Raw genomic sequence first — 16,803 nt, forward strand, 5'->3', positions numbered from 1 at the left:
CTATGAATTTGAGACGTTCATCCATTGGTCTACACTCTTTCCAAGGCATTCGGGCTCCCCCAAATGCGCGTTGTGTAAACCATGTGTCCGGAATGAAATGTCAGCTATCTCTCGATAAGCTCAAAAAAAATAGATCAAAACAATAACTTAACCTGTGACCTCTTGGCTTCGGAGGAATCTGGCTTTGTTTCGGGAATCCGGTTTTCACGCGTTTGGCTTTGTTTCGGGAATTCGCGAAATCGGGCTTTGGGTTCGTTTCAGAATTTGGCTCCCGCGATCTCTGGCTTTGTTTCGGGATTTTGCGATTGCGTCTGTTCGATGGGTGAAGACCACTAAATTCATCGGTCTTGTCTTGTAGCACAAATTCAGCAAAAATTCTCCCAAAAAGTTCCTTTTTTGTTCCAGAACAGAACCGAATTGTCATCCGGACCGCATAGCATATAGAGTTGAAGGCACGATTCGCACAGAAGCAATTCAATCGATCCTGTTTATGAGCCTGGCGCCTTCTATCCCGATGTTTGGCAGTTTCTTTCCGGCATGGCTTCTTTGCCTGTTGGGGGCGGTCGTGTTGACGATGATCCTGAGAGGCCTGTTCGTCGCGGTAGGGCTTGATGACGTTCTGCGCTGGAAGGTCGCCGTGTATGTCAGCATGATGCTGATTGTGAACTACATCATCCTTTCGCTTGTCTTTAACAGTTAGCGTGCAATGGCGTCTCTTTCGAACAATCTGAAACTGATCCTGGGCGGCGGCGCCAGTCTTCTTGTCATCCTCACCGCCGGCGTCCTTGTCTATCACCAGTTGACCAAGACACGAAGCAATCCGATGTCCGACGACGTCACCATTGGAGCCGATATCGTCCATATCGCCCCGTCGGTCGCCGGGCGCATACGCAGGATACAGGTCAGGGAAAACGACTACGTTGAGAAAGGGCAGATCCTCTTCGAAATAGACAAGACGCCTTATCAACTGGCTGTCGAACAGACCAGCGCCGATCTCGCCATCGCCGTCGCAAGCGCCAACGACAAGGCTCGCACAATCAAGGCCGAACAGACGAACGCGATCATCGCCGCCGAACAGATAGAACGGGCGCGCGCGAACCTGGATCTTGCGACACAGACCCTTGATCGGCTGCTGCCAATGGAGTCCAAGGGCTATGTGTCCGCACAACAGGTGGACGACGCGCGCACCGCCAAGAGGGACGCCGAAGTCAGTCTCAACGAGGCCCTGCGCCAAGAAGAAGCAGCCGAGGCGCTGATCAGCGACGAGGAGGCCGCCAAGGCGTTGGTCAAGGCGAGACGGGCGGCTCTGGCCATTGCCGAATTTGAGCTCGAGCAAACCGTGGTGCGAGCGCCCAATGACGGCAGGATCGTTGGACTGTCCGTTTCGGCTGGCGGGTACGTCCTGCCCGGACAGTCGGTCTTCACCCTGATCAATTCCCAATCATGGTTCGCCTCGGCCGGCTATGTCGAGACGGCGTTGCCGGGTATCGAGATCGGCGATTGCGCAACCGTATACGTGCTAGCCGATCGCAGTCGCGCCATCCAGGGCGTCGTGGACGGAATCGGCTGGGGTGTGAGTTCCAAAGAGCAGATCCTTCTGCCGAACGCCCTTCCGATCATTCCGAAGTCACTCGACTGGGTCAGGGTGCAACAGCGGTTTCCCGTCCGCATCCGGCTGAACGATCCACCAGCCGACCTGATGCGGGTGGGCGCGTCCGCCGTTTCGATCATTCAGCGCGGCGATGCCTGCACATTATAATTGGCGACACCTGTATCGACAGGCCAGGACTGACCTGCAACCGTTTCCCGGACGCTTCGGGATGACGTGGCGCATCGCGCTATTGTGCAGTCTGGTTTCCGCCACGGCCATGTTAATGAAGATACCGGAAGCTGCAATCAGCTGCTATCTCGTCATCTTTCTGATGAAACCCGACGCAGCCCAGAACATCATCATGGGGGCCGGCCTTATCCTGCTTGCAAGCATTGTCGTCGTGATAATGATCCCGGTCATCAACCTTACGATTGAAAATCCTCCGGCCCGGCTTGCGATCATCTTCTTTGCATCGTACCTGTTCCTGTTTTTGAGCTCCACGACGCCTCTCGGCGAGCAAGCAGCCATTGTGGGCCTGATCATTGCTTTTCTGATGACGCTGGTCACGGACGTGCCGGTCGGGCAGATTGGCGACCAGGGACTGCTCATGGCCTGGAAGATGGCAGCCATGCCCATGCTGCTCATGATCGTGTTCAACCTGTTTCTCGGCTTTTCGACAGAACGGCAGGTCCGTGACAAGGTTGCCAAGCGGCTGTCGGTCGCGGCCGAGCATTTACGCGGACAGGACAAGACAGACGAAATCGACGATCTGCTCGGCGAAGGAAACGAAACGCCGTTGTCACAAATGCAGCTTGTGAAACTTTTGTATCTGAGCCCCAGAAACTATTCGAAGTGGCTGAACGGCGCTGTCGAGACCAGCTACGCCATTCTGGTTTCCGCGTCCCACATCACAAAGCATTTGTCTGACGACGAACGATGCCGATTGGCGAACGCCTTGCTTGATCTCGCAGGCAAGGTTTCCGCCAAAGATCGCAATGTCACCGTTTCTGCGCGTGCACATCCGAAAGGGCCTGGCGTCGACATCTGGCGCGAAATCGCTGATCTTTCTCAACCGGACGGCGGTGGGTCGCCACAACCGCAAAAACCGCCTCTCTTCTCGCCCGATGCGTTCTCCAATCCCGATCATCAGCGATACGCCCTAAAGACGTCTGCGGCGGCCGTCATCTGCTATCTCCTCTATACCGGGCTGCACTGGGATGGCATCCATACCGCGATGATCACCTGTTACGTCGCTGCCCTCGGCTCGACCGGAGAAACCGTGCGCAAACTGGCGCTGCGCATCATGGGATGCCTGATCGGCGCAGCAATGGGCGCCCTGGCTCTGCTGTTCATCATGCCGTCGCTGACGTCCATTGGCGGTCTCATGCTGCTTGTGTTCGCTGGCGTGTTTATCGCTGGCTGGGTGTCGTCCGGAAATGAACGCATCAGTTATGTGGGCGTCCAGATTGCGTTGGCGTTTCTGCTGACGATCCTCAACGGTTTCGGCCCCAGTTTCGAGTTTTCGCAGGCCAGCGACAGGATCGTCGGCATTCTGCTCGGCAATGTCGTTATCTATTTCATTTTCACGCAATTCTGGCCAAAAAGCGCGATGGCTACAGTCAGGCAGAACATCAACTCGGCGCTCGACGGGCTCATGCGCCTCGCCGGACATCCGTCGACCGACAAACGCCTCAAGGTCGCAGAAGTTTCCGGAGCCTATGTAAGGCTGGACGCTGCGACACAGCTTCTGGAGACGACCATGTTCGAGCCCGCGAAAATGCGCCCCCCGGCGTTTGAACTGGATACAGCCGCTGACGCCATTTCCGAAAGCCGCGATCTTGCCGGATGCCTGTTTACAGGCGATGCCGACAGCAGCGATATTGGCTCGAGGCTGAAGGCTCTTCGCCAGTAGAGTGAGCGGCTTCGCGCGGAAGCAAGTCGAAGTCATAACAGGTTAACCAAACTGCTTTACGCATCAGGCAGCATTAAAATGTACGACCAGCAAGTGCGGCCTGATGACCTTTTTCATATCGCAATCCCGCCCAGCTTCCTTGAGTCTGCTCGCCGCGGCAGTCATGATCACCGCGACAGGCTGCATCAGCAAGAGCCTGGATCTGGCCTCGGATTCACCCGACCAGGCGTGGCGGCCAGAGGGTTCGACGACATCCAGTTCGGATTTTTCGGTGCCTGCCGACCCGGCTGTCGCCAAACTTGAAAAAGGCGTCGATTCACAGAAGGTCTACAAGCTGACCGAGTTGATCGACCTCGCGCAGTCAAAAAATCCCGCAACCCGGATTGCATGGGAACAGGCGCGACAGGCGGCGCTCGCGGTAGGCATGTCCGAAGCCGCCTATCTGCCGACCATCTCCGCGAATGTGATCGGCGGTTACCAGAATTTCGTCACGCCGTTGCCAGACCTGAGCGGCGGCACGTCTGATGTCGCCACCACGGCCAGCGGCTTTGCGCCGAACGTCGCCCTGGAATGGCTGGTTTTCGATTTCGGTCAGCGCAAATCCCTGCGGGAGGCCGCCAAGCACAACCTCCATGCGGCCAATGTTTCTTTCAATGGCACGCACCAGGCTGTTATTTACAACGTAACCCGCAGCTACTACCTCTACGGAGCCGCACAGAGCAACGTGAAAATCGCAGAGCAGGCTCTGGCGAATAGCAAACGCATCAGGGATGCGGCGCAATCGCGCTACGCCAACGGAATTGGCACCACTATCGCCGTTGCACAGTCCAAACAGCTTGAGGCGGAAGCAAAGTACAGGCTCGTCCAGGCGCAGGATACGCTTCGCGACAGTTATCAGGACGTGCTGGCCGCTGTCGGCATTTCGTCTCTTTCCAAGATCAGGATCGCCTCATCCGCCAATCGCAGACTCCCGAGCGCACAATCCTTCCCCACGGAACAGGTCATCGAAGCCGCCCTTTCACGTCGTCCGGATGTGGTCGCAAGCTATGCAGAGTTGAAGGCAAGCCAGGCAAATGAACTCGCTGCAAAAGCCCGCTTCATGCCGAAAGTCTATCTCGGCGCAATCGCTGCAATGGGTGAAGGCACGATTCAGAGCGGCAATCTGCCCGGTCTTGCCGGCCAGGGCACGACCTCCGGCGTTTTCGTGGGGTTGACAGTGCCGCTCTACAGCGGCGGCATTCGCGAAGGCACGAGACGCCAGGCGCAATCCGCTGTCGCGGCCGCGGAGGCGTCCTTCGAGAAGACACGCAACACCGCAGTCCAGGAAATCGTCGTTGCCTCCGATACGCTGCGCTCCGCCTTGCAAGCCTACGCATCGGCGAGCGAACTGGTGCGGGCTGCAAACGTCACCTATGACGCGGCATTCGACGCCTACAAGAACGGAGTCGGCACTGTCACCGATGCGATCGAGGCCGAAACCGGCTTGCTCGACGCCCGCCAGGCTCAGGCTGACGCGCATGCTTCGGCGCTCGTCGCCGCCTCCACTCTGGCGTTCTCACTCGGCGCCATGACGTCGCGGACGTCCGCCGCCTTGCTGTTTTCGAACTGAAATCGGTGACGGCCTCAGCGCGTTTCTGCTTGCGCGATTTGTCTCACTGCCTTGAACTATACTCGCTGGACAGCGACAATACTTTCGATTCTCCTCCGTCCTGTACGGGGAATTCCTCACCACAACTTGCAACCCCATGTCTGCAGCAGGAGAAATTGATGCAGAACAAACGGCTTTGTCTGCCTGGCAAGGCGCCTCTGGCGCTCTTCATCGCCATTTTGTCTATCATGTTCACTACCCATACCTATGCATGCACGCGACTGGTGTATCTGGGCGCCAGCGATTCTGTCTACACGGCGCGGTCGATGGACTGGAAAACGGATATAGCGACAAATCTCTGGATCTTGCCGCGCGGTATCGAGCGCAGTGGTGAGACAGGTCCCAACTCCATTTCCTGGACATCGAGATACGGAAGCGTCATCGCCTCGGCCTACGATATCGCGACCACGGACGGCATGAACGAAGAGGGTCTGGTCGCAAACGTCCTGTGGCTGGCGGAATCCGAGTATCCGACCGAAAGCGACAAGCCGGGTCTGTCGATTTCCGCGTGGGCGCAGTACATTCTCGACAATTTCGCGACGGTTGAGGAGGCCGTGGCGGAACTTGAGAAGGACGCATTCGTCATTGTCACCGATCAGGTGCCGGGCGAAACACGGCTCGCAGCCCTCCATCTCTCCATTTCGGACGCCAGCGGCGACAGCGCCATCGTCGAATATGTCGACGGCAAACAGGTCATTCATCACGACAAATCCTACCAGGTGATGACCAATTCTCCGACCTACGACAAGCAACTGGCGCTGGATGAATACTGGGAGCAAATCAGGGGCACGGTATTCATGCCTGGCACGAACCGTGCCGCCGACCGCTTCGCCCGCGCATCGTTCTACGTCAATTCCATTCCGAAGTTCACCGACGTCAATCTGGCGGTCGCCGGCGTATTTTCGATCATCCGCAACGTGTCTGTCCCTTACGGGATTTCGACGCCGGATGAACCGAACATCTCTTCGACCCGCTGGAGAACCGTCTCGGACCAGAGTCGCAAGATCTATTTCTTCGAATCTGCTTTGACGCCCAACACGTTCTGGGTTGATCTGAAGCAGATCGATTTCTCGAAGGATGCAGGCAAGGTCAAGAAGCTGGATCTCGGAGAAGCTCAGCGCAACATCTTTTCGGGCAACGCAACAGACGACTTTGTCGAAGCAGCGCCGTTCCAATTCCTCGGCGCGCGGCGGTCCGGACAGGAATAGAAAAGCCTCACTGAACGCCGGGCGCCAAGCCCGGTGTGTTCACCAACCCGCGCGGAGAACGCGACAGTGTTTGCAATCGGAATCGGCGTCTGCATCAGCCTTATGAATATTGCAGTCCATGCGGTCTTTACGGTGGTCATGGTGCGCACGGTCCACCGGGATGCAGAGCGGCTGTCGCAACCAAACGTCGTTTTCCGGGAAGCCCTGATCATGATCATTGCGGCCGCCATTCTTATGCTGGCGCATCTGATGGAGGTTTGGATCTGGAGCGTATTTTATCGATTGCTCGGTGTAACGCCCGACAGTAGCGCAGATTTCGATTTTGCCTTCGTAAACTACACGACATTGGGATACGGTCATCTCGTTCCCGAAGCGCCATGGCAGGTTCTGGGACCCATGACAGCCATGAACGGCGTTCTTCTCTTCGGCTGGTCGACGGCTGTCCTGTTTCAGGTTCTTGCGGTAAGCGCCCGCCGGTTCGGCATCCGGTACTGACATCACCTGAGCGTTTGAAGCCGTTTCTGTTCAGGCCGCCGCCTGTCGGCTTTCCCGCATCAGCAGTTGCGCGCCAACCAGAAACCCCAGCCCACCGAGCCAGAGCTGGGTATTGGCCATCGCCGGCATCCAGGCCGGTTCGGTGTTCTTCGGCACGTAGGCCAGAACGCCGGCGACCATAAAAAACACGCAGCCGAGCAGATCGACGAACACAATTCGCCAATCGAGTTGCCAGGGGCGCCAGGCCCAATAACCGTGGCAGGTTTCGATGAAGGCGAGGTAGCCGGAGACGAGAAACAGGACCGAACCGATCATCCCGGGCAACCAGATCGTCAGGTCCTGACTGTACCAGCCAGTCGCCGGACGGATTGCATTGAAAGTATTGATATTGAAAGCAATCGTCCCAATGAACTGAGTGAATGTGCTCAGCCAACCTGGGCTCGCCGGATGCCATCCGACAAAGGATACCCGCTGATTTGGCTTATCCTGCGCGAAGTTTGTTCGGAACTCCGACGCATTCGCCGCCTGGAAATGCTGCAGGTAACCGGCGGTGGTAAAGGGAATTGAGCCAAGAAAAAACGTCACGCCGATGGCAAATGCAGACGGGGTCGCCACCCAGTCACGCGGCATAAGCGAGAACATCGCTCCCAGCATGAACAGCAACGAACCGATGCTGAAGAACAGCCCGGTGATCCAGTTGTAGCGTCGTGTTTGCCAGAACGGGATCCGGTCGACTTCCAGTCCGCGTTCAGCCGGAACAAGTCCCTTGCGATGCTGTCGCGCCCGCCAGAGGATCAGGCGTCCGTGATGATAGTACTTTCGCAGCGTGATAAAAGGCCATGGCCCTTCACTGTGCATGTCGACAGAACTGGGATCATGACAGGCCCCGCTCATGAACAACTCCCTGGCCCAACGCACCCTGGCATCGCTTGTCTCAATGATGGAAGCCTGAAGCCTCCTCGCTAGTGAGAGAGTTGCGAATCGGATGAGACTGGAAATGGCGCAACGCTGACCCGATGTCCCCGATCAGAAGCTCACACAGATCGAGGCTTACGCCGTTGCGAACCAGGATACGCTGGATGGCCTGATCCTGACAATTGGCCGGGAGCGTGTATGCCGGAACCTGCCAGCCACGCACGCGCAGACGATCTGCAAGATCGAACAAGGTGTAACCGCCGGCGTCAAAGTCCTTCTTGATCTTCCATGACACCGCCGGAATTCCCCGCGCCATATCGCCGTTGAAAACAATTTCGAACGGTCCCATCTTGCCGATATGGTCTGCAAGATACTCCGCGCTGCGATAGCAGGCAGAATGGATCTTTCGATAGCCCTCGCGTCCAAGCCTCAGAAAGTTGTAGTACTGGCAAACGATCTGCCCACCGGGACGCGAAAAGTTAAGCGCTATGTCGCGCATGTTCCCGCCAAGATAATTCACCCAGAAGACCATGCTCTCCGGCAGGTCCGATTGCTCGCGCCACATCACCCAGCCGACGCCCAGCGGCGCAAGTCCGAATTTGTGGCCTGACGCATTGATCGATTTGACCCGCGGAAGCCGGAAATCCCACTCCAGTTCGGGCGCACAGAACGGGGCGAGAAATCCGCCAGAAGCGCCATCAACATGGATCGGGATGTCGTAGCCGGTTTCCGCTTCGTATTGGTCCAATGCGTCGCTGACAGCCTTTACCGGCTCGAATTCACCGGTAAACGTCACCCCAAGCGTTGGCACTACGCCGATCGTGTTTTCGTCGCAAAGCTTTAACACCTCTTCAGGAGTCATCAGCAAACGCCCGTCCTCCATCGGGATTTCGCGATGTTCGATATCCCAATACCGAGTGAACTTGTGCCAGCAAATCTGAACCGGCCCGGTGATAAGATTGGGTTTGTTGACAGATTTACCGGCGGCGTTCCGCCGCGCTTCCCAACGCCTCTTCATAGCCAACCCACCAAGCATCGCCGCCTCGCTCGACCCGGTGGTTGATGTGCCGACCGCCGAGCCCTCGGGGGCGTTCCACAGGTTGGCCAGCATACGAATGCAACGCTCTTCGATTTCGGCCGTCTGTGGATACTCATCCTTGTCGACCATGTTCTTGTCGATGCAATCGTCCATCAGTTGGTGGATTTCCGGCTCTTCCCAAGTCTGGCAGAACGTCGCAAGGTTCTGGCGCGAATTGCCGTCGAGCATCAGTTCGTCGCGAACCGAAGCATAAACCCGGCGCGGATCGCGCTCGTCGTCAGGAAATTCGGATTTTGGCAGATCCCGGGAACTATCTTCGGCGCCGTAGATTTGATCTTTGAGATCGTCGCGCAATTGCCTTCTCCTTGTCCGTCATAACACGGTAGCGTGCCGGAAATGTCCGGGCCTCAGGCGGCCTTGGCCGCTTTCAAAAGATCTGTCGAGTCACCAGCCTGTCCGTCCAGATGTCCGAGTGGAAGAACCCGTGGGCCATCGGCGTCGGCGAGCGCCTTCAGGTCGAAGCTGGCGTAATTCAGACTGCGATAGGTCCGCAGGTGGAATTGCTTGCGGTCAAGGTCCGAAAGGTTGGTCCAGCAGGTGAATTCGGTCGCGTAGGCCGTCTTTGCGTCGGCCTCCAGTCCCGCGACCTCCATGTGACCCCCGCCTTCACTCGGATAATCGATGGTGACGCCGCGAGGCCGGTCGAAATTGTTCATGATGTGGGCGAGAGTCTGCACCGCCAGATCGGGCGTGTCCGCCTTTTCCGTATACTGAGAGTAGAAAGCGGCGCGCACGAACCTGCCGACGGACGTGTTGGAGGCGGGCAGGCCGGCCGTAGCGACGCCGGAATCGGGTTGTACAGCCGCGTAAGTTCCGAAGGTCGCGCTGGACCTGTCGACATTGGTGAGGAAGGTATAGTTGTTCAAATTGGTCAGATGCCAGCTGAATTCCGGTCCGTTGGTCATGACGCCAACCGGATTGTCATAGGTCGTCATCTGCCCCTCGTTGAACTCGATGACGAAGGCGTCCCCGGCTGCATCATGCACGACATAGTGGAACGGAGACTCGACCCCGCCGAGAAGGGCCAGCGCCTCCAGCATCACGGGTTGGCTGGCCAGCGCCGTCTTGAGCTCAGCTACAGTTGCGAACTGGCTGAGGGCCCAGGAACCGAGGTCCGAGGCGGAGAGAACAGCTCTGGTCGCTTCAACCGCCTTTTGCGTTCCACCGGAGTTCGGATAAGACAATAGGCTGAAGGTTAGCCCCTGATCGTTCATGCCTTCGAGCGCCTTGAGATCTGCGAGGCCAAGCGGCGACCCCGGTTTCGGCAACCGCGCAGGCATCGTAACGGCGAGCATGGCGTACTTTCCGGTGTAGTCGACGGGTGGATGCCCCTCTACCGCAGACTGGAAGGGAACGCCTTTAGGCAGATAGATCAACTGGTAAGGCAGGTCTGACGTCAGTTCCAATGTCCGACCAAAATAGACTTTGTCTTCTGTGTCACGATAAATCAGCGAAGTGCACATGTTGCCTCTAACTCGTCTTGAATATTCGATGTAATGGCAGGAAATTTGCCCAGAACAGGCAAGTGTATCGCCGGGCGGCAATACGAACCCAACCTCCCTGAGCGCTAGACGTTTGTCAACGCCATCGCGGAGCGCATAGGAAAGTTCTTTCACTCAAGAATAGTGATACGACTCTTCTGGACGCTTTCTATACAAACTCCAAAGATCGAACACACTCAGCCGTTATTCAACCGACATTTTTGAATTCTACAATATATTTTTGAAACAATTACTTGCGTAACCATTACCGCCCGAAGGAGACTCCGGCTTTATTTCGGGATTTTGCGATTGCGTTCGCCAAAGGGTAAAACCGGGATTTTATGCCCGGAGACGGCACGACTGAATCAGGCCGCCTTCAGGAAGCGGTATGATATCCGAGATCGGACGATATTTTGGCGGCCGTGCCGCAGATGAGGTCGGCCAGCTTCTCCATCCCGTCCTGTATCCGGAAGGTGGGAAGCGAAGAGCTGATCGCAGCCACGATCTGACCCGAACTGTCCAAAACGGGCGCGGCTACACAGCTTATCGCGTCCATGTTCTCCTCGTCGTCGATCGCATAGCCCTCGGCATGGATGCGGTCGAGTTCGGACAGCAACTTGTCGCGGTCCGTGATGGTTTTGGCCGTGACAGGCGTCAGCTCAAGCCGAGCGATTATGGCCTCCGCCTCGGGCCTTGTCATATGTGCGAGAATACACTTGCCGAGCGCCGTCGAATGCACCGGCATGGACTGGCCGACGCCCGTAATGATCTGCAGCGCCTGTTTGTGCGGTTCGAGCTTGTCGATGTAAACGACGCGGTCGTTTTCCACGATGCCGAGATGGACGATCTCGTTGATCTCGTCCCGCAGGCTCCTCAAATGCGGATGGGCGGCGCCGCGTACGTCCATCCGGATGCCGGCGCTGCCGGCGATCTGCAGGATACGGGTGGTCAGGAAGTATTGCCGCCCGTTCGTCTCGCGACGCACATAGCCGGCCTCGATCAATGTCAGAAGAAGGCGCGTGACCGTGCCCTTGTCCAGACCCGTCCGCTCGGCGATCTCGGTCAGCGTCAAGCCGCCCCGGACGGCCGCGAGCGTCTCGATTACGCTGAGCCCCCTCAGGATCGATCTGTTGGTCTTGATGCCTTCCATTCCCATCCACTCCCGGAATCGGCTTTGAAACCGTCCTTCGCTCCTTTATGTGATGACCGTCCTCTTGCGCCACCCACTTGACGCGGAGAAAACAAGATCGGTACGATCATTTGGTAACGCATACTTTCACCAAGTGACAATATTAGAAACCAGAACGTGTTCCACCAGGGAGGAAGCGATGGCAGATGCGGATGCGAATATCCTGAAACTGAACGAAGCCGACAATGTCGCGGTCGCTATCTCGATAATTCGCGAAGGAACCCCTATCCCCGGCGGAGCGACTGCTCTGCGAGACGTGCCACGCGGCCACAAGGTGGCTTTGAGCGCCATCCCGGCGGGCGGCGCCGTGCGCAAATATGGTCAGGTCATCGGCTACGCCAAGGAAGATATCGCGCCCGGGATCTGGTTGCACGACCATAATGTCGGAATGGGCGAATCCGAGCTCGACTATGCGATCGGCGCCGAAAAGCGTCCCGTACCGGAAGCGACGGAGAAAGCTACCTTTCGCGGCTTTCGCCGCGCCAACGGCAAGGTCGGCACGCGCAACTATATCGGCGTGCTCACCAGCGTGAATTGCTCGACCACGGTCGCCGCCGCGATTGTGAACGAGATCGAACAGTCGGGCGAGCTGCGGGACTATCCAAACATCGACGGCATTATCGCGCTGAAGCAGGTGCAGGGGTGCGTCGTCGACAATTCCGGCACGATCTTCACTATCCTGCGACGCACGGTGTGGGGCTACGCCAGCAATCCCAACATGGGCGGAGCACTCGTCGTGGGACTGGGGTGCGAGGGCTTCCAGATCCCCCGCCTGAAAGAGGCCTACGGGATTACCGAGAGCGAAACTTTCCGCACCATGACGATCCAGGAGGTGGGCGGCACGCGCAAGACCGTGGAGGCGGGCGTTGCCGCGATCCGCGAGATGCTGCCCGTCGTCAACGCGGTGGAACGCGAAGAGGTCCCGGCCAGTGAACTGATCCTGGCCATGCAATGCGGCGGCTCGGACGGCTATTCCGGCATCACCGCCAACCCGGCGCTTGGCGTCGCCTCCGATCTGCTGGTCGCTCAGGGCGCAACCACGATCCTGTCGGAAACGCCCGAAATCTACGGCGCCGAACACCTTCTGACGCGCCGCGCCGCGAACCGCGACGTCGGCGAGAAACTGATCCAGCGCATCAAGTGGTGGGAGGACTACACCGCCCGCAACCTGATGGAAATGAACAATAATCCGAGCCCCGGCAACAAGCTGGGCGGCCTGACCACGATCCTCGAAAAATCTCTCGGCGCCGTGGCGAAGGGCGGCTCCGCTCCTCTTGAGGCGGTCTACGAATACGCCGAGCCGGTCACCGCAAGGGGCTTCGTCTACATGGACACGCCCGGATATGATCCGGTTTCGGCGACGGGACAGGTGGCGGGCGGGGCCAACGTGATGTGTTTCACGACCGGGCGCGGATCGGCCTACGGGAACAAGCCCTGCCCCTCGATCAAGATCGCCACCAACACGACAATATTCGAAAAGATGGAAGAGGACATGGACCTCAACGCCGGCGATGTCCTTCAGGGAACGTCGCTGGAAGCCAAGGGGCGAGAGATTTTCGACATGATCCTGCGGGTTGCTTCCGGCGAGCGCACGAAATCGGAAGCGCTCGGCTATGGCTCGAACGAATTCGCGCCCTGGCACATCGGCGCTGTGATGTAGGAGATCGGCCAGCGCTCGCGTCTTGCGAGACGAATACGACCGAGACCGTCACTGCACGACAAAGTAATCTCATCGGCGCGCGAACTATCGATGCGTTCGAGCGCCGATGATCCGTTGAGCCAGTTTGAACTTGCGCGCGTGAAGCGGGCGATCGAAGGGAACAATCCTGAGATCGGAGCCTTCGGCCTCGAGAATGGTCTGAATCGCGTATTTGCCGGATCAGGTCGCAGTTTCGAGCGTCGGAATATTTATGCCGTAATGGTGACTTTCGAGCACGGTCTCCCCGGCAACCCGCGCATTTGAAAATGGCGACGAGGTCGCCGTGGTGAAGGCTTCGTCATGGCGCTGGTTACGGCTCTGCCTCCTTCTGGCGCGTATAGTCTGCGTGCGCGCCTTCGAGGAACTCCACCCCCGGCCCCCAGTCGACCGAGACTATGTCCCGTTTCAAATCGAGATCGAAGGCGTCGGCGCCGCCTCCAATCTGAGCGAAGAACTCCGATTGCGCCTCGTCCGGCGTGCAGTGAAGAAAGGGTTTGCCAAAAAGCTGTCCTGGAATTCCCACGTCGCCAATGATGTGCTTGAGAACTCCAGCGACATCCGGCGGCAAGGCGTGGGCGACGTTGTTTTTCAGGCTGTCTGAAACAGGCGCCATATACGTCTTTGGAACCCCTGCTCCCTGGTGGGCGATCCTGACCTACGTTGTCTGTTTATCGTTGTGCAGAGCACGGGCCCCACTTTGCCAAAGTTGACGGAAGTCATCGCGCAATCCGCTTCGGGGCTCGTAAGCACACTGAGCGGACAGTTCTTTTTCGCGCGTCTTATGACGGCTTCGACTCTGTTCGTCATTGACTTCTTCATCAATTATACGGATCGAAATTTTCTCGGACGAGAGAATTTGACGATGAGCGACGCATTCTTCGAAATCCGGTGGCATCAGACGAAGTCCATAATCGGATGGGCCGGCTCAATTGTGCTTGGCCTCATATTCGTCTACGTCGTGACGACCGGATTTTGACAAATCTCCTGATACCTACGCGCAGGTTTGACCTCTCAGAATTATTTATCGTTCTCCCGACAGACAACGGACGCCTGATCGGCGAAGAGCCTAGACGCTTTCGAGCGAGGCTTCCGGCGAAACGGCATCGCTAAGATACATCCTGGCAAGGCTTTTTGGATTGTACTTGGCTGCTTCCAGATCGAGAAGCATCGCGGCTCCGAAGCCGATGCCCGGAACCAGCACGTCATCCCTCCACACCTTGAAGCCCATGGAGGCGTAGAGCGAAAGGAACCTCTTTTCATCATCGGCAGTGCGCGAAGTGGCTGTGTCGATGAACACCCAGCGGGTTTTCTTCAGGTTGATGTAGCGAGCCGCGGCAAGCACAAGCTCGCTGAACACCGGCTTTGATCGCCAATCGGAACGCACCATGGCCCGTGTCACCACACCACCCCTCTCCAGAACCATCGGACTTACATCAAGTATCTTGAATTCAGTGAGGCAGAAGGTTTGCACGAATTTGTCGAAACCGTTGAAGCGTATCGACCCGATGATTTCATTGTTTCTGGTAAAGGCGGCGAAATTCGTCGCGAAAGTATCGATCGTGTCCTTGAGTTGCCGACTCTCATGATCGGCGACACTTTTGAACAATCCTTTTTGTTCGACATATTCCGCGTAGCGGAAGCGAAACAACGCTTCCAATTCTGAAGGCGTACGACACTCCCTTACCGACCAGTCGGCATTCATAAGCATTGCATTTCCCTCAGCCTGCAGCCGCGGCTCGACGATTTGTTACACCGCGGGAAATTTGGACCGGTTTCAGGAGCGGGGAGAAGAGACATGTTTGCGAATATTGCTCGACGACAAACTTGCCAAACTTTACGCGCGCCCTCCAAATCAGGTTTGCCTGATCTGGCCGGTCTCCACTGTAATACAAACGCGACACATCCCGAATGCAGCTGTTGAGCCTGCAAAGCCTCTGAAAAGGCTCGAAATATATACACGCTTGCCTGCATCTTTCTCTCCTGACCTCCATATCAAAGGCGGCCAATTAATACTCATTGCACCATACAGATGTATAAAATTTTTATTATATTAAAAATAAATCCAATTTTTATTTTTTACTTATGAAACTCGCTTATACAATTTTTGATTTATTCTATATATTCATGCAACTTATTTATAATACTTATATTCTGATGATGTAGATTAATCTTTTCCAAGTCCATGGATTTTTATATCATAAATCTATGTAAAATTTCATCATCAAGACTCCAGTATTTTATGCAATATTGAACGATAGCCACGACCGGCCTGCGCAGCGAATTCCTGGTGACGCTCTGAAGCACCTTGATCAGATGAACCTGTCTGACATTGAAATTGCTATCGATGTTGACCGCCGCCGGCGATCAACCGTCAATGAAATCCGAATAAAGAAGGAAACGTTCGTTGATGGCTCGACAATTGCGCCATCGCCAGCCGCATTGCCGTGGCGTCAACTTATCTGACAAAGCGGATTAATCGCAGTTTTGTCGCCCGCGCGAAGGCAATCATCGCCTGAGGAGCAGCGGTCTATATGGGGGTCGATGGCCCGGATATGCGCGACATGCCGCCGAAGGCCTTCGAAAAACCTCTCATTCCATGCCGTGCGCCAAATCCTGTCGATAAACCGTCCGCCCACGGCGACACACTTGGTGCGGACAAGATACGCGTCTTCGCTTTTGACGGATGAACTGGTTCCTGGCGTCCGCCCGCAAATTTTTACCACGCCGCAGGTTTCAACCCCACTGCTCTACAAAGCGAGCACGACCGAGAACACCAGAAATGGCACAATACAATAGGCGTTTTTCCACCGCTGCGTCGGCAAGACGCCTCGAAACGCCGCATAAACGAACCAGACCACTGCAAACAACGCCGAAGTGACGAATGTCTGCATTTCCATATAGGTGATTGCGTCTTCCGGGAGGAAGCCCAACGTATATGTGGTCGTGAAAGGATCATGCCCAAGTGTTTTCAATGTGAACGTAACCATCCTGGTCAGACCGACTGACGAAAAGATCGCGCACGCAAACATCATGTCGATCTTGTGCTCGAGGATGTTTCTCCGCTTAATTTCCATAATCGCACGGATCAGAAACACTGTTGCGCCACCGCCGGCCCAGATCAATCCGAAGGTAGAGTAGACGCCCCGGTTGTATGGCTCCGGATGATAAATGTTCCAATAGACGAAGGAAACTGTTGCGGTAATCCCGTATATCATCAACAGGGCAAAGACCCACATGCCGAAACGCTTGTGCAGTTTTCTCGGAAACTTGCGACTTTGACCCAGTAGACCGGTAGCCGGTTGAAAGAGTAACAACAGCAACACAAACAGACCGATGGCGGTATGCGCCTGATAGGCGAACGACCATTCGAAATCCCTGTATAGCGAAAACGGATAACGCCCGATTATTGCGCGCACCACGTACACGAAGCCGAATGACGCTATCAACACCGCAATGTTGAACCACAGATAGGCGGCGTCAAGCCTTGACCGCAAAGGCACTACCTTGAGCGGTTCATTACGATCAGCTTTGTAATCGGCAAGCGAGACGGACATGGCGCACTCCCA

The 16,803-nt window shown here is 56.4% G+C and carries 15 protein-coding genes; 8 read left to right on the top strand and 7 right to left on the bottom strand.

Features of this window, described 5'->3' with window-relative positions; translation table 11 throughout:
* Positions 1–490: 490 nt before the first annotated feature.
* From AAFN47_RS24740 to AAFN47_RS24765, 6 genes are all read left to right on the top strand, one after another.
* Positions 491–700, top strand: coding sequence for a YtcA family lipoprotein (locus AAFN47_RS24740; RefSeq protein WP_499811945.1), 210 nt, complete (start codon positions 491–493; stop codon positions 698–700).
* Positions 701–706: 6 nt separating this feature from the next.
* On the top strand, positions 707–1,759 hold the full coding sequence (mdtN, locus tag AAFN47_RS24745) for a multidrug transporter subunit MdtN (protein WP_499811946.1): 1,053 nt from the start codon (positions 707–709) through the stop codon (positions 1,757–1,759).
* Between the two features lie 61 nt (positions 1,760–1,820).
* Complete coding sequence (locus AAFN47_RS24750) at positions 1,821–3,503, top strand: FUSC family protein (RefSeq protein ID WP_499811947.1); 1,683 nt, start codon at positions 1,821–1,823, stop codon at positions 3,501–3,503.
* 163 nt (positions 3,504–3,666) lie between these two features.
* Entirely contained in the window at positions 3,667–5,112 is a 1,446-nt protein-coding gene (locus tag AAFN47_RS24755) for a TolC family protein (RefSeq protein ID WP_499811948.1), read from the top strand.
* A 227-nt stretch (positions 5,113–5,339) separates the two neighbouring features.
* On the top strand, positions 5,340–6,359 hold the full coding sequence (locus AAFN47_RS24760; RefSeq protein WP_499812006.1) for a linear amide C-N hydrolase: 1,020 nt from the start codon (positions 5,340–5,342) through the stop codon (positions 6,357–6,359).
* Between the two features lie 66 nt (positions 6,360–6,425).
* Entirely contained in the window at positions 6,426–6,854 is a 429-nt protein-coding gene (locus AAFN47_RS24765) for an ion channel (protein WP_499811949.1), read from the top strand.
* 30 nt (positions 6,855–6,884) lie between these two features.
* Here the strand turns inward: AAFN47_RS24765 and AAFN47_RS24770 are convergent, their stop codons facing one another.
* The 4 genes from AAFN47_RS24770 to AAFN47_RS24785 all read right to left on the bottom strand — a co-directional run bounded on the left by AAFN47_RS24770 (position 6,885) and on the right by AAFN47_RS24785 (position 11,499).
* Positions 6,885–7,748, bottom strand: a complete 864-nt coding sequence (locus AAFN47_RS24770) for a hypothetical protein (RefSeq protein ID WP_499811950.1) — start codon at positions 7,746–7,748, stop codon at positions 6,885–6,887.
* A 40-nt stretch (positions 7,749–7,788) separates the two neighbouring features.
* On the bottom strand, positions 7,789–9,162 hold the full coding sequence (gad, locus tag AAFN47_RS24775; protein WP_499811951.1) for a glutamate decarboxylase: 1,374 nt from the start codon (positions 9,160–9,162) through the stop codon (positions 7,789–7,791).
* Positions 9,163–9,215: 53 nt separating this feature from the next.
* On the bottom strand, positions 9,216–10,331 hold the full coding sequence (locus tag AAFN47_RS24780) for a linear amide C-N hydrolase (RefSeq protein ID WP_499811952.1): 1,116 nt from the start codon (positions 10,329–10,331) through the stop codon (positions 9,216–9,218).
* A 394-nt stretch (positions 10,332–10,725) separates the two neighbouring features.
* Positions 10,726–11,499 carry an IclR family transcriptional regulator gene (locus AAFN47_RS24785; protein ID WP_499811953.1) on the bottom strand — a complete coding sequence of 258 codons (774 nt, stop codon included), beginning with the start codon at positions 11,497–11,499 and terminating at the stop codon, positions 10,726–10,728.
* Positions 11,500–11,677: 178 nt separating this feature from the next.
* On the opposite strand from AAFN47_RS24785, the gene AAFN47_RS24790 reads away from it, so the two are divergent.
* Together AAFN47_RS24790 and AAFN47_RS24795 are read left to right on the top strand one after the other, a co-directional pair.
* Positions 11,678–13,198: a UxaA family hydrolase gene (locus AAFN47_RS24790; RefSeq protein WP_499811954.1), complete on the top strand. Its 1,521-nt coding sequence runs from the start codon at positions 11,678–11,680 to the stop codon at positions 13,196–13,198.
* A 90-nt stretch (positions 13,199–13,288) separates the two neighbouring features.
* Positions 13,289–13,501: a hypothetical protein gene (locus tag AAFN47_RS24795; RefSeq protein ID WP_499811955.1), complete on the top strand. Its 213-nt coding sequence runs from the start codon at positions 13,289–13,291 to the stop codon at positions 13,499–13,501.
* 46 nt (positions 13,502–13,547) lie between these two features.
* On the opposite strand, the gene AAFN47_RS24800 is transcribed toward AAFN47_RS24795, so the two are convergent.
* The 3 genes from AAFN47_RS24800 to AAFN47_RS24810 form a co-directional block, all read right to left on the bottom strand.
* The gene (locus AAFN47_RS24800; RefSeq protein ID WP_499811956.1) at positions 13,548–13,850 is read right to left on the bottom strand and encodes a hypothetical protein; all 303 of its coding nucleotides are present in this window, start codon (positions 13,848–13,850) and stop codon (positions 13,548–13,550) included.
* A gap of 453 nt (positions 13,851–14,303) precedes the next feature.
* Entirely contained in the window at positions 14,304–14,945 is a 642-nt protein-coding gene (locus AAFN47_RS24805) for a hypothetical protein (RefSeq protein WP_499811957.1), read from the bottom strand.
* A gap of 1,039 nt (positions 14,946–15,984) precedes the next feature.
* On the bottom strand, positions 15,985–16,791 hold the full coding sequence (locus AAFN47_RS24810; protein WP_499811958.1) for a DUF2306 domain-containing protein: 807 nt from the start codon (positions 16,789–16,791) through the stop codon (positions 15,985–15,987).
* Between the last annotated feature and the right edge of the window lie 12 nt (positions 16,792–16,803).

This window comes from Hoeflea sp. CAU 1731 (assembly GCF_039888615.1).
In the GTDB taxonomy this organism is placed as follows: Bacteria; Pseudomonadota; Alphaproteobacteria; order Rhizobiales; family Rhizobiaceae; genus Flavimaribacter.

Excerpts from the sequence above, each read along its gene's own strand:
- AAFN47_RS24740 (WP_499811945.1), top strand. The coding sequence starts at position 491 with ATGAGCCTGGCGCCTTCTATCCCGATGTTTGGCAGTTTCTTTCCGGCA.
- mdtN (WP_499811946.1), top strand. The coding sequence starts at position 707 with ATGGCGTCTCTTTCGAACAATCTGAAACTGATCCTGGGCGGCGGCGCC.
- AAFN47_RS24750 (WP_499811947.1), top strand. The coding sequence starts at position 1,821 with ATGACGTGGCGCATCGCGCTATTGTGCAGTCTGGTTTCCGCCACGGCC.
- AAFN47_RS24755 (WP_499811948.1), top strand. The coding sequence starts at position 3,667 with ATGATCACCGCGACAGGCTGCATCAGCAAGAGCCTGGATCTGGCCTCG.
- AAFN47_RS24760 (WP_499812006.1), top strand. The coding sequence starts at position 5,340 with ATGTTCACTACCCATACCTATGCATGCACGCGACTGGTGTATCTGGGC.
- AAFN47_RS24770 (WP_499811950.1), bottom strand. The coding sequence starts at position 7,748 with ATGAGCGGGGCCTGTCATGATCCCAGTTCTGTCGACATGCACAGTGAA.
- AAFN47_RS24780 (WP_499811952.1), bottom strand. The coding sequence starts at position 10,331 with ATGTGCACTTCGCTGATTTATCGTGACACAGAAGACAAAGTCTATTTT.
- AAFN47_RS24785 (WP_499811953.1), bottom strand. The coding sequence starts at position 11,499 with ATGGAAGGCATCAAGACCAACAGATCGATCCTGAGGGGGCTCAGCGTA.
- AAFN47_RS24790 (WP_499811954.1), top strand. The coding sequence starts at position 11,678 with ATGGCAGATGCGGATGCGAATATCCTGAAACTGAACGAAGCCGACAAT.
- AAFN47_RS24795 (WP_499811955.1), top strand. The coding sequence starts at position 13,289 with ATGCGTTCGAGCGCCGATGATCCGTTGAGCCAGTTTGAACTTGCGCGC.
- AAFN47_RS24800 (WP_499811956.1), bottom strand. The coding sequence starts at position 13,850 with ATGGCGCCTGTTTCAGACAGCCTGAAAAACAACGTCGCCCACGCCTTG.
- AAFN47_RS24805 (WP_499811957.1), bottom strand. The coding sequence starts at position 14,945 with ATGCTTATGAATGCCGACTGGTCGGTAAGGGAGTGTCGTACGCCTTCA.
- AAFN47_RS24810 (WP_499811958.1), bottom strand. The coding sequence starts at position 16,791 with ATGTCCGTCTCGCTTGCCGATTACAAAGCTGATCGTAATGAACCGCTC.